The 11,955-nt window shown below is 57.7% G+C and carries 11 protein-coding genes; 8 read left to right on the top strand and 3 right to left on the bottom strand.

Going from position 1 to position 11,955, the window contains the following annotated elements; genetic code table 11:
• Positions 1 to 317 precede the first annotated feature (317 nt).
• Both pdxT and pdxS read right to left on the bottom strand, forming a co-directional pair.
• Positions 318 to 905: a pyridoxal 5'-phosphate synthase glutaminase subunit PdxT gene (gene pdxT, locus ABCP74_RS09195; protein WP_196032158.1), complete on the bottom strand. Its 588-nt coding sequence runs from the start codon at positions 903 to 905 to the stop codon at positions 318 to 320.
• Between the two features lie 20 nt (positions 906 to 925).
• Positions 926 to 1,816, bottom strand: a complete 891-nt coding sequence (gene pdxS, locus ABCP74_RS09190; RefSeq protein ID WP_035137036.1) for a pyridoxal 5'-phosphate synthase lyase subunit PdxS — start codon at positions 1,814 to 1,816, stop codon at positions 926 to 928.
• A gap of 145 nt (positions 1,817 to 1,961) precedes the next feature.
• Between pdxS and pdxR the strand changes: the two genes are divergently transcribed.
• Together pdxR and ABCP74_RS09180 are read left to right on the top strand one after the other, a co-directional pair.
• Complete coding sequence (gene pdxR / locus ABCP74_RS09185; RefSeq protein WP_217107684.1) at positions 1,962 to 3,398, top strand: MocR-like pyridoxine biosynthesis transcription factor PdxR; 1,437 nt, start codon at positions 1,962 to 1,964, stop codon at positions 3,396 to 3,398.
• Between the two features lie 565 nt (positions 3,399 to 3,963).
• A complete protein-coding gene (locus ABCP74_RS09180; protein WP_217107685.1) occupies positions 3,964 to 4,821 on the top strand; it encodes a hypothetical protein in 858 nt (285 codons plus the stop codon).
• 241 nt (positions 4,822 to 5,062) lie between these two features.
• Here the strand turns inward: ABCP74_RS09180 and ABCP74_RS09175 are convergent, their stop codons facing one another.
• On the bottom strand, positions 5,063 to 5,623 hold the full coding sequence (locus ABCP74_RS09175) for a ferritin family protein (RefSeq protein ID WP_022094328.1): 561 nt from the start codon (positions 5,621 to 5,623) through the stop codon (positions 5,063 to 5,065).
• 256 nt (positions 5,624 to 5,879) lie between these two features.
• Between ABCP74_RS09175 and ABCP74_RS09170 the strand changes: the two genes are divergently transcribed.
• From ABCP74_RS09170 to ABCP74_RS09145, 6 genes are all read left to right on the top strand, one after another.
• Positions 5,880 to 7,100: an iron-containing alcohol dehydrogenase gene (locus ABCP74_RS09170; protein WP_217107686.1), complete on the top strand. Its 1,221-nt coding sequence runs from the start codon at positions 5,880 to 5,882 to the stop codon at positions 7,098 to 7,100.
• Positions 7,101 to 7,108: 8 nt separating this feature from the next.
• Positions 7,109 to 8,488, top strand: a complete 1,380-nt coding sequence (locus ABCP74_RS09165; RefSeq protein WP_343001299.1) for an aldehyde dehydrogenase — start codon at positions 7,109 to 7,111, stop codon at positions 8,486 to 8,488.
• A 425-nt stretch (positions 8,489 to 8,913) separates the two neighbouring features.
• Entirely contained in the window at positions 8,914 to 9,240 is a 327-nt protein-coding gene (locus tag ABCP74_RS09160; protein ID WP_035137041.1) for an HIRAN domain-containing protein, read from the top strand.
• An 18-nt stretch (positions 9,241 to 9,258) separates the two neighbouring features.
• A complete protein-coding gene (locus tag ABCP74_RS09155; protein WP_035137042.1) occupies positions 9,259 to 9,438 on the top strand; it encodes a hypothetical protein in 180 nt (59 codons plus the stop codon).
• 66 nt (positions 9,439 to 9,504) lie between these two features.
• Positions 9,505 to 10,050: a metallophosphoesterase gene (locus ABCP74_RS09150; protein WP_343001300.1), complete on the top strand. Its 546-nt coding sequence runs from the start codon at positions 9,505 to 9,507 to the stop codon at positions 10,048 to 10,050.
• Positions 10,051 to 10,190: 140 nt separating this feature from the next.
• Positions 10,191 to 11,948 (top strand): DUF2130 domain-containing protein, encoded by a 1,758-nt coding sequence (locus tag ABCP74_RS09145; RefSeq protein WP_343001301.1) that lies wholly within the window; start codon positions 10,191 to 10,193, stop codon positions 11,946 to 11,948.
• Positions 11,949 to 11,955: the final 7 nt, after the last annotated feature.

Below are 11,955 nucleotides of genomic sequence, written 5' to 3'. Positions count from 1 at the left end.
GGCTGCGCCTATGGCACTTCAACATCATTGTCGCAGCCCCGACCCGCGGTCACGAGCGGGGGCTCCTATCTTTTTAGCGCCCTCGGATTGGGTCATAGTGTCTGTCGGTACCAGAACATCGACGTTGCCTTGATCCAAACCTGCCAAAAAGGGACAGGTTTATTTTGGTGGTCGTTGGGGACGTTCTTGTTTGACTAGTCGTTTAAGAACACCCAACGACTACATAGCATGAGAGTGGATAATCTCCCGGTTTGAGCCTGCATCCAAGCTTAAAGAGGGAGATTATCCACTCTCATTTTGTTTGTTGATTTCGATGCCTACATTTGTAGGAACAGTTCGTGGAGGCGGGTGTCTTCGTCGAGTTCGGGGTGGAAGGTTACGCCGAGCTGGTTGTCTTGGCGGGCGGCGACGATGCGGCCATCGACTTCGGCCAGGGCCTCGGCATCGCCGTGCACCTCAACGATGCGGGGGGCGCGGATAAACGTCAGCGGCACTTCACCGTCGATGCCGGTTACCTGCCCCTTGGTTCGAAAGCTGCCGAGCTGCCTGCCGTAGGCATTGCGCTCGACGAGCACATCCATGGTTGCCAGGCGCGGCGTCCCCTTATCGTCGTGGGCGGCAAGGTCGCGCGCCAGCAGAATCAAGCCGGCGCAGGTGCCCAGGACGGGCATGCCTTCAGCGATACGGGCACGAAGCTCCTCGAGCATGCCGAGCTCGGCAAGCAGCTTTCCTTGAACGGTGGACTCGCCGCCGGGAAGTACCAGACGGTCAAAGTCCTGCTTCAAATCAGCCGCCTGCCTCAGCTCAATACAGTGTGCGCCAAGCCCGGATAGTCTTGCCTCGTGCTCGGCAAAAGCGCCTTGGACCGCCAGCACGGCGACCGTTTGGTCTGCATAATCGCTCATGTGCGATCCTTTCTGCTGGACTAGCGCCCGCGCTCTTCCATGATAATCTCGATCTCGTCGGCGTTGATGCCCACCATGGCCTCGCCCAGGTCCTCTGAAAGCTCGGCAATGAGCTTGGCATCGGTGAAGTTTGCCACGGCCTTGACGATGGCGGCTGCGCGCTTGGCGGGGTCGCCGCTCTTAAAGATGCCCGAGCCGACAAACACGCCTTCGGCGCCCAGCTGCATCATCAGCGCGGCGTCGGCGGGGGTCGCTACGCCGCCGGCGGCAAAGTTCACGACGGGAAGCTTACCCGTGGCATGGACCTCGCGCACCAGCTCGACCGGAACCTGCAGTTGCTTGGCTGCCTCAAAGAGCTCGTCGTTGCGCAGGGCAACAACGTCACGGATCTGCTTTTGGATCTTGCGCATGTGACGCACGGCCTGAACGACGTCGCCCGTACCCGGCTCACCCTTGGTGCGAATCATCGTGGCGCCTTCGGCAACACGGCGCAGCGCCTCGCCCAGATCACGGGCGCCGCAGACAAACGGCACGTCAAACTGGGTCTTGTCGATGTGATAGACGTCATCGGCAGGGGAGAGAACCTCGGACTCATCGATGTAGTCGATCTCGATGGCCTGCAGGACCTGCGCCTCGACGATGTGACCGATGCGGCACTTGGCCATGACGGGGATGGAGACGGCCTCCTGGATGCCCTTGATCATCTTGGGGTCGCTCATGCGCGAGACGCCGCCTGCGGCACGGATGTCGGCCGGGATGCGCTCGAGGGCCATGACGGCGCAGGCGCCTGCCTCCTCGGCGATGCGTGCCTGCTCGGGCGTGGTAACGTCCATGATGACGCCGCCCTTGAGCATCTGCGCGAGCTCGCGATTGAGTTTGACGCGGTCGGCCTTGCTGTTCTGTTCTGCCATGGTTGCTCCCTTGGTTGGCATGTGCATTGCTTGACGGAACATCCTATCGGGGAGCTGGGTATGACAAAATACTCAGTTTTCGAGATAATTACAAGGTCAGACTAATACCAGATTGAATGACTTAATAAGGTCAGGTGATAGGCTCATGCTTGACTACAATTTGGAAAAACGCGGCGAAGCATCGCTCTATGAGTATGTTTACCAGCAAATTCGAGATGATATCGTAGCTGGACGCATTGTGGCGGGGGAGCATTTGCCGTCTAAGCGCGCCTTTGCCAGTCATCTGGGAATCAGTGTTATTACCATCGAGAATGCATATAGCCAGTTACTCGCTGAGGGCTATATTTGCTCAATACCACGTCGTGGCTACTACGCTTGCGAGCTTCCGGATGCACCGGTTTTGGCTTCGGCTGCGGAGGGCATCGACCGAGATGCCGTCTCTGTGGGCCCCAGCGTGCATGATGTCAACGGACAGGTCGAGCGATTCGATGCGCTTTCTCCTTCTGCTTTGGAGGCGGCGCGGCTTTGGCAAAGCGCGCTACGGGCGACGCTGGCATCCGAAGACGAGCGCGAAATCTTTTCGCCCGCACCGGCGCAGGGCACTGCTCGGCTGCGACGTGCAATTGCTCACCATCTGCACGGGACAAGGGGTATGAATGTCGACCCCAACAACATCGTTATCGGTGCGGGCGCCCAGCTGCTCGATACCATGTTGGTTCAGTTGCTTGGCGCGGACAAGGTGTATGCGGTTGAGGATCCGGGCTATTTGCGTCTGACGCGTATCTATCAGGCTATGGGCTGCAAAGTTCGACATATCCCGTTGGATGATGAGGGCGTGGACTTGAGCACTCTGCAGAAAAGCGGGACCGATGTCCTTCACCTGATGCCGTCCCATCAGTATCCGACCGGCCTTGTGACGAGCATTGCGCGTCGCTATGCGCTTCTGAGCTGGGCCGCCGAGCGACCAGGTCGGTATCTCATCGAAGATGACTTTGATTGTGAGTTTCGCCTTGCCGGGAAGCCGATTCCCGCGCTCGCGTCGATCGATGCCGCCCAGTCGGTTATATACACCAACACGTTTTCGAAGAGCCTGTCTTCGGCGTTGCGCCTAGCGTACATGGTGTTGCCCGACGAGCTGATGGAGCGGTTTAGGCGCGACCTTGGTTTTTACGCCTCGTCGGTTAGCTCCATAGATCAAGTTGCATTGGCTCGCTTGCTGGAATCGGGTGATTACGAGCGTCATGTGAACCGCGTGCGCGTTCGTGCCCGCGAGGCGCGTGATGGCCTAGTGGCGCTTGTACGGAAGGCATTTCCGGCAGGGGAAGTCTCGATCGAGCATGCAGACGCGGGCCTTTACTGTATCGTGGTTGCGGAGCGTAGAACGGGCGGAAGCACTTTTGCACGGGCCCTCACGCGCTCGAGCATCCCTTTTATCGATATCGGTGACTGTTTTTGGTGTGCCGATGGCGCATCTGTCCCTGAAAACACAACTCAAATTCTTGTTCAGTATGACGATCTGAGTCCAAAAGTACTAACAACCTTGGAATTGCAGCTAATGGGGGGCACTCTGCAACCTAAGTGAGTAGACTTTTAGCACTTTGGCGACCAGGCAGTTTTGTAGCAAGCTATTTACCTGCGGTTTTGAAAAGCAGGATGACCGGCCTGCTCGGGATGTTCAAAAAAGTCTACTCACTTGCCGCGCAAAGCTCCTGCATGAGAAAAAATGGGGTTTTCAACAGGGCTTCGTCCAGCTCTCGGCAAGCTTTTGGCCAGTTGGGGAGTGCTGTTGAAAACTTGGCAGTCCGTTCGGCGCCATTTTTGGTGCGTTCGCGCCAATGCGTGACTGACTGGGTTGAAATTCGTGTTTTCCTGTGCCTATGAAGGATTTACTTTGTGACATATCGGCTTTTAGGTACTGGCGTTTGCCTCCTCAAGTCCGCGCTTTGTGTCCGCCGCTTCCACGACCGGAAGAAGACCGGCAGCGATATGATCTCGCCCGCAACCCGACGGCTGCGGTCGCGCTCGGTTTTCCGTTGTATACATTGGTTCGGACGAGAAACAAACGGACTTGTCCAGCCAGCATTAGGCAGCGGCTGTTTCTTGGTGAGCTTCCCAGGGAATCCGTGCTGGAAACGGAGCATGGGTTTTTGATTACGTCTCCTCTACTGACGGCATTCATCATGTCGCGGCACCTGACGGATCTCCAGCTTCTTTTGGTATTGGCGGAGATGTGTGGCTTGTTTGCGGTGTGCGCTCTGCCGGCGGCACTTGAGGCGGAGCTTTCGCGTGCAATTGATTCGGGCGCGATTTCGACAACGTTCGGTTGGGTGCGCTGCCCGTCCGAGGACGGCACCGCCTCAAATTTATGGCGTCGAGACGCTTTGGTTTTGGGCGGAGACCTTGACCGTTTTTGTTCAGATGTTTGCGGGATGCGTTACGGCAATAGATTTATGGCGGTATCGCAACTCGTTCCATTGGGTGCCGCGTCGCCTTTTGAGGTCGAGGCGTATTTGCTACTTGCACTGCCGCGATCCCTGGGAGGCGAAGGTTTTTGCGACATAGAGCTTAATGTTGAAGTGATGCTAGGCACAAGTGCTCGAGCGATTGTGGGAAAGTCCCGTATATATATCGACCTACTTCTTTCTTCACCGGACGGTAGGCGACAGGTGGCCATTGAATGTCAGGGAAAGGCCTCGCACGGACGCGCAGGGGATGGCTTGCGTGACGCTGACCGCATGACGGCCCTTCAGGCCATGGGCTACGATGTGCTTCTCCTGACACACAGACAGATATCGGATGAGGATAGATTCCGCGCGATCGTTAAGGCCATATGCAGGATGCTCGATGCTGAATATCGTGATAAAAGCTCGGATGAGCAAAGGGCTGAGATATTACTCCGGTCTGAACTATTCATTGACTGGACAAAATTGGGAGTAATCGACGGAAAGATGCCCGTTAGACACAAAATGGCTCGATCGTGGACGGCTGCGAATCTAAGTGAGTAGACTTTTGTCACTTTGGCGACTAGGTCGTTTTGCAACAAGGCATTTACCTGCGGCTTTATAAAGTGATATGGATGGTCTGCTCGGCAAGTTCCAAAAAGTCTACTCACTTAGTTTTGACGAGAAGCCGATGCCGAAGACGGTCCTATTTCAGGGCGTTAACAAGTTCGTGAGGCACGAAAAAGGCCCGAACCAATACGGTCCGGGCCTCATCGAGCTTGAGGTTATGTCTCAGGCGGTTGGCTTAGCCAAAGTAGCGCTTGAGCAGGCCGGCGAAAGCCTTGCCGTGGCGGGCCTCGTCGCGAGCCATCTCGTGCACGGTGTCGTGGATGGCATCGAGGCCGGCGGCCTTGGCACGCTTGGCAAGATCGGTCTTGCCGGCGGTGGCGCCGTTCTCGGCCTCAACGCGCATCTCGAGGTTCTTCTTGGTGGAGTCGGTCACGACCTCGCCCAGGAGCTCGGCGAACTTGGCGGCATGCTCGGCCTCCTCGTGGGCAGCCTTCTCCCAGTACAGGCCGATCTCGGGATAGCCCTCGCGATGAGCGACGCGAGCCATGGCCAGGTACATACCGACCTCGGAGCACTCGCCCTCAAAGTTGGCGCGCAGGTCGGCAACGATGTCCTCGGAGACGCCCTCCATCTTGGCGACGCCCACGACGTGCTCGGCAGCCCACTCGAGCTGACCCTCCTCCTGCTTCAGGAAGCGAGAACCGGGAACGCCGCACTGGGGGCACTTGAAGTCCTCGGGCAGCTGGTCGCCGTCGAACTCTTCCACATAACCGCAAACGGGGCAAACAAACTTCATGATTCGATCCTTTCGATCGATGGCGATTGTGCGCTCGTCCGGTCCCGTAAGGGCCCTCTCCGGACGTGCGTCTTGACGAGTCCTATTATCCATAAATGCAACCAAATGTGAAGCCTATTAGGAATGATTTTTAATAAAACAATTTTGAGATATGAAGATGTTGATTGATTAACGATTGGCAGGCCGTCTTTGACCGCCGCTGAGTACAATCGGTCGAGCAAATGTTGACCTATCAACAAATGAAGGAGTTTCCTTTATGCATCTAGCCCGTCGTGCCTGGTGCCGAACATATCAGACGGTTTTTCGCATTGCATTGCCGATCCTGCCCTATACCGAGCCGCGCATTTTAGAGCATGCCGAGGATGTGCCCGCGGTGCTTCAAAAGCGCTCGATCCAGAAGGTCCTTATCGTGACGGATCCCGGCATTGCCCGTCTGGGGCTCACGGCACCGCTCGAGACGGCGCTCGCATGCAGGGGGATTGGCGTTACGGTCTATGCCGAAACGCGTGCAAACCCCACGGTTTCAAACGTGGAAGAAGCGGCGTCCCTGTATCGAGAGAGCGCCTGCCAGGCCATTATCGGCTTTGGCGGTGGCTCGGCCATGGACTGTGCCAAGGGCGTGGGCGCACGCATTGCGCAGCCAAACAAGCCCATCAACAAGATGCGCGGCCTGCTGCGGATTCATCGTCGCCTGCCGCTGCTCATCGCCGTTCCCACTACCGCCGGTACGGGAAGCGAAGTCACGCTTGCGGCGGTAATTACCGATGACGGGACGCACTACAAATACCCCATTAACGACTTTGTGCTCATCCCGCGTTTTGCAGTCCACGACCCCGAGTTTACGTGCGGCTTGCCCGCTTCCATTACGGGGCAGACGGGCATGGACGCCCTGACGCATGCCGTTGAGGCCTTTATCGGGCGAAGCACCACGCCCTATACGCGCAAGATGGCGCGACAGGCGGTGCAGCTTATCCACGACAATTTGCTCGAGGCCTATGAGCATGGTGACGACATGTGCGCTCGTCGCAATATGCTTTTGGCGGCGTATAAGGCGGGCGTTGCGTTTACCCGCTCCTATGTCGGATATGTGCATGCCATCGCGCACAGTTTGGGCGGCCGATACGGAATTCCGCACGGTTTGGCCAACGCGATCATCCTGCCGCACATGCTTCGCGCTTATGGTGACGCCGCCGCCCCCAAGCTTGCCGATCTTGCTCACATGGCGGGCATTGCGCCGGCTACCGCGCAGGATAGTCTTGCGGCCGAGGCCTTTATCGATTGGGTCGACCGCATGAACGAGGCCCTGGGAATCCCCAAATATGTCTCGGGCATTCGCCGCTCTGACATTCCCGAGATGGCGGCGCATGCCGATGCCGAGGCCAATCCGCTATACCCCGTTCCGCTTCTAATGGACCGCTTGGAGCTCGAGCATATGTACGAAGTCGTTGCAGGTGGTATGTTTGAGGACGAGAATTAGGAGGGTCCATGAACACCGAGGAAATTGCGCGCATCGTCGGCGATCAGCGCACTTACTTTAAAACGCACGCTACGTTTGATGTTGATGCCCGACGTCGCGCGCTCGTGAGTTTACGCGATGCGGTACGGGCGCACGAGGCCGATATTGCCCATGCACTCAAGACCGATTTGGGAAAGTCGCATGACGAGGCATATATGTGCGAGATCGGCACGTCGCTTTCCGAGATTCGTCATCAGATCGCTCACGTGGCTCGATGGAGTCGTCCGCGCCTGCGTCCGTGTGACCTTGCCAACGCCGTGAGCGCGTGCAAAACGCGAGCCGTGCCCTATGGCGTCACGCTCATCATGGCTCCGTGGAACTACCCGTTTTTGCTAACACTCGAGCCGCTCGCCGGCGCCCTTGCCGCGGGCAATACCGTGGTCATCAAGCCGAGTGCCTATGCTCCGGCATCGAGCGCGGTGCTCAAGCAAATCTGTGAAGAGGCATTTGATCCGCGCCTGGTGACGGTTGTCGAGGGCGGGCGCGCCGAGAACGAAGCGTTGCTCGATGAGTGCTGGGACAAGATCTTCTTTACCGGTAGCGTTCCGGTCGGCAAGCTCGTCATGGAGCGCGCGAGTAAAAACCTCACGCCCGTGACGCTTGAGCTGGGCGGCAAGAGCCCCTGCATCGTGGATGCGACGGCAAACTTGAAGGTCGCGGCACGGCGTATCGCCTTTGGCAAATGGCTCAACGTAGGGCAGACCTGCGTGGCGCCCGACTACCTGCTGGTCGATACGCGCGTGCACGACGAGCTGCTGGACCTCATCAGGGAAGAGGCCCGCCGTATGTTTGGCGAGCATCCGCTCGATAACGAGGATTATGGGCATATCGTCAACGCCAAGCATTTTGCGCGCGTGCGTGGGCTGATCGATCCCGATAAGGTTGTGCTTGGAGGCACGGCGCGCGAGTCATCGCTCAAGATTGAGCCGACGATTTTGGACGGCGTGACCCCCGATGACGCCGTGATGCAGGAGGAGATTTTCGGCCCCATCTTGCCGGTGCTGACGTTTGAGAGCCTAGACGAGGCCGAGACGTTTATTACGGATCGTCCGACGCCGCTGGCTCTGTATATCTTTAGCCAGGATCGCGCAGTTCAGCAGCGCTTTGTGCGTTACGTGCCCTTTGGCGGCGGCTGCGTCAACGACACGATTATGCACTTGGCTACGAGCCATATGGGCTTTGGTGGCATGGGTGCGAGCGGTATGGGGCAGTACCATGGACGCGAGAGCTTCGATACGTTTAGCCACAAGAAGAGCATCGTGAACAAGGCAACGTGGCTGGACGTGCCATTCCGCTATGCTCCTTACGCAAGCTGGAAGCACAAGTTCGTGCGCATGTTTGTGCATTAGAAAAGGGCGCAGGTAATACGAACAAGTGTTCCTATTACCTGCATTTTGCGTTAGACTACTGTTATGGAGCACGGATGGGCCAACTCCCTTTAGAAGGGATTTGGTATGAACGTAAGCGATGTTATTTCGTTATTGGCGTTGTTGATTGCGGCTATCGAACTCGGTCTGTTTATCGGCCGAATGAAATAGCCGCCCCCGCGTAAGCGAAGACGGCCACTTCTCACGATGAAAACGTGTATCGGAGTTGGCAAGACCCGCGGCAACGGGTGCCATCCGTGTTCCTATCTTATCTGCAAGCGTTCTGTCGCGCAAGCGTTGAGGCAAACGATTGAAGGACGCAGACAGGATGTATTTGTGTCCGCACGGGACCGTAGACTTCTCAATAAGGTTACACACCGGTTTATCCGGCCGTTAGAGGAGCTGCTATGTACGAGCCTTCGCGTGTTCTTCTGTCATTTCACATTGCAGGATTTCAGTATGCCGATGGCGCTTTGGTCCTAGGCGATCTTAAAGCGGGCGATAAACTGACGCTGTGTGCCGAGCGCGATAATCCCCATGACCCCGAGGCAGTTGCGATCTACTATGGCAAGACCAAACTTGGCTACGTTCCGGGAAACGAGGTCGGCCCACTGTCCTTGATGATGTATTACGGCCACGAGGACGTATTTGAGGCCCGTGTGCAACAGGTTGCCCCCGAGCGCAGCCCGTGGCATCAGGTGCGCGTTGGGCTCTACGTGGTGGATGCTCGCTAGTCGGCAATGGAGGCTGCCATGTTTGATGACGATGACCTGTTTGATCTGGCAGATGATCCGTTTGAGTGGGATGTGCTACTCGATGACGATGAGCTGGAACAGGACCGTAAGATGCGGCAGGACAAGAAAACTCAGGGTGACGCTTCGAAAAAGCAAGACAAGCGCCGCCGCGGACTGTTCGGCGGGCTCTTTGGATAACCGCCGCATCGCTACGTCTGTATACTTAGCACGAGTTGGATGCATTGCGAAATGAGGGCATAGACGATGATGTGGTTTACCGCCGACCTGCACCTGGGCGATACGAATATCTTGCACGACATGGATCGACCGTTTGATTCGGTCGAGGAGATGAACCGCAAGGTCATCGATGCCATCAATGAGTGCGTGGCTGCGGACGACCGCCTCTATATCTTGGGAGACTTTACCTATCGTTTACCCCTGGCGGAGGCGGTGCGCCTGCGCGAGCGCATCGAATGCCAGAATGTGACGCTCGTCCGTGGTAACCATGACAGCGACTGGGAAGATCCAGCTGCGCCCCAAATCTGGGAAGACGTGCGTGATTACTTGGAGGTTGCTCCCGGCTATGCCAAGGGCCATCGTCTGGTTATGAGCCACTACCCCATGCTCAGCTGGAACGGCAAGGCGCGTGGCGCCATCATGCTGCACGGGCATATCCACAGCAGGGGAGACCGCACCAACGCGCGCAATCGCGATCGCGAGCGCCCTATCTTTCGCTACGATGTCGGTCTCGATGCCAACGAGTACAAGCCCGTAAGCCGTGATCAGATTCTTAGCTTCTTTGGGTTATAGGGCGCCAGAGCCACCATAAAGGGGACAGGCGCCTTTGTGGTGGCTCTGGCGCCGTTGCCATTATGGCAGCGGCGCCTTTTTTGTCCGTGCGGCGCGGTAGAGTGTAGGCGGTCGAAATTTGCGTCCATCGAGGAGCTGCTATGAACGAGATTAAGTGCCCGCATTGCGGCGAAGTTTTTAAGGTCGATGCGTCCGGCTATGCGGATATCGTCAAGCAAGTACGCGATGCCGAGTTTTCGCGCGATCTGGATGAACGCGTGAGGGCGGTCCAGCGCGAGGGCGAGCAGGCGCTGGAGCTTGAGCGCTCGCGTTCGTCGGCCGCCTTACAAAAGGTAGAGTCTCAGCGCAACGCTCAGCTTGCCGAGCAGAAGAACACTGCGGAGCAGAAGCTGGCACAAGAGATTGCCAAGCGCGATGCTGAGCTTGCCGAGCTGCGCGCCAAGCTCGAGGGCGCTGCCACAGAGCGCGAGAGTGCAAGCCGGCGCGCGGCGGTTGAGGCCCGTGCCGACGCTCAAAAGGAGAATGCCGAGCTTCAGCGCGAGATCGACAATTTGCGTGCGCAGCTGGGGCGCAAGGATGACGAAGCCAAGCTCGTCGAGTCGGCGGCGCGCAATGCCGCTCAAAACGATTTGGCCGCACGCGATGCGCAGATTGCCGAATTGCAGGCAAAGCTCTCCGCGGCGGACAAGGCCCAGGAGATGGCGCTCGCCGCAGCCGCGGCCGAGTCGCAGCGTGAGCTCGATGCCGCTCGCAGCGAGGCCGAGCGCGCGCTTACTGACTATCGCGCGAAGGCGCAAGAGAAGTTTTCCGCCGCAAAGGCTCAGTCCGAGCAAGAGGCCGAGGGGCTGCGTGCCCAGTTGCGCGAGCAGGAACTGATGGCAAAAATGAACCTGTCAGAGGCGGTCGCCGCGGCGGAGCGAGAGCGCGATGAGGCCCGTGCCAAGCTGACGAGCGAGCTGGCGGTGCGCGATTCTCGCGAGGAGCAAGCCAAGGCGGCACACGAGCTGGAGCTTGCGCAGGCCAAGCGCGCGAGCGATGACCTGATTCGCTACAAGGATGAAGAGATTGAGCGCCTTAAGGACATGAAGGTGCGCCTGTCTACCAAGATGGTGGGCGAGTCGCTCGAGCAGCATTGCGAGACTGAGTTCAATCGGTTGCGTATGACGGCGTTTCCCAACGCGTATTTTGAGAAAGACAACGATGCGTCCGAGGGCACCAAAGGCGACTTCATCTTCCGCGAGCGCGATGCGAGCGGCAACGAGATCATTTCGATCATGTTCGAGATGAAAAACGAGAACGACGAGACCGCGACCAAGCACAAGAACGAGGACTTCTTTAAGAAACTCGACCACGATCGTCGCCAAAAGGGCTGCGAGTACGCGGTGCTCTGTACCCTGTTGGAGCCCGAGAGCGAGCTCTATAACGCGGGTATCGTCGACGTGAGCTACCGCTACGAGAAGATGTACGTGATCCGCCCGCAGTTCTTCATTCCCATGATCACCCTCCTGCGCAACGCCGCCATGGGTTCGCTGCGCTATAAGCAGGAGCTGGCGGAGTACAAACGGCAGAACATCGACGTCACGAACTTCGAGGCCAAGATGGAGAAGTTCAAGGACGGCTTCTCGCGCAACTACAACTTGGCGAGCAAACAGTTCGAATCGGCGATCAAGGAGATCGATGCCGCAATTAAGCAGCTCGAGAAGACCAAGGACGATCTGCGTCGCAGTACCGAGAACCTGCGTCTGGCCCACAACAAGGCCGATGAGCTTACCATTCGCAAACTCACCTGGGGCAACAAGACCATGAAGGCAGCGTTTGACGAGGCGCGCGAGACGGCAGCGGACACGGTCGATGAGCCCGCCGAGGCCGATTCGTATGAGGTCGAGGATGCCGAGTAGGGTATAG

The sequence above is a fragment of the Collinsella aerofaciens genome (genome assembly GCF_039062315.1).
Classification (GTDB): domain Bacteria; phylum Actinomycetota; class Coriobacteriia; order Coriobacteriales; family Coriobacteriaceae; genus Collinsella; species Collinsella aerofaciens_BG.
The sequence above is the reverse complement of the archived record's forward strand: the minus strand, read 5'-3'. Positions and strand labels throughout refer to the sequence as shown.

What these genes read in the sequence shown, in the direction of transcription:
- pdxT (WP_196032158.1), bottom strand. Translation starts at nt 905, where the DNA reads ATGAGCGATTATGCAGACCAAACGGTCGCCGTGCTGGCGGTCCAAGGC.
- pdxS (WP_035137036.1), bottom strand. Translation starts at nt 1,816, where the DNA reads ATGGCAGAACAGAACAGCAAGGCCGACCGCGTCAAACTCAATCGCGAG.
- pdxR (WP_217107684.1), top strand. Translation starts at nt 1,962, where the DNA reads ATGCTTGACTACAATTTGGAAAAACGCGGCGAAGCATCGCTCTATGAG.
- ABCP74_RS09175 (WP_022094328.1), bottom strand. Translation starts at nt 5,623, where the DNA reads ATGAAGTTTGTTTGCCCCGTTTGCGGTTATGTGGAAGAGTTCGACGGC.
- ABCP74_RS09170 (WP_217107686.1), top strand. Translation starts at nt 5,880, where the DNA reads ATGCATCTAGCCCGTCGTGCCTGGTGCCGAACATATCAGACGGTTTTT.
- ABCP74_RS09165 (WP_343001299.1), top strand. Translation starts at nt 7,109, where the DNA reads ATGAACACCGAGGAAATTGCGCGCATCGTCGGCGATCAGCGCACTTAC.
- ABCP74_RS09160 (WP_035137041.1), top strand. Translation starts at nt 8,914, where the DNA reads ATGTACGAGCCTTCGCGTGTTCTTCTGTCATTTCACATTGCAGGATTT.
- ABCP74_RS09155 (WP_035137042.1), top strand. Translation starts at nt 9,259, where the DNA reads ATGTTTGATGACGATGACCTGTTTGATCTGGCAGATGATCCGTTTGAG.
- ABCP74_RS09150 (WP_343001300.1), top strand. Translation starts at nt 9,505, where the DNA reads ATGATGTGGTTTACCGCCGACCTGCACCTGGGCGATACGAATATCTTG.
- ABCP74_RS09145 (WP_343001301.1), top strand. Translation starts at nt 10,191, where the DNA reads ATGAACGAGATTAAGTGCCCGCATTGCGGCGAAGTTTTTAAGGTCGAT.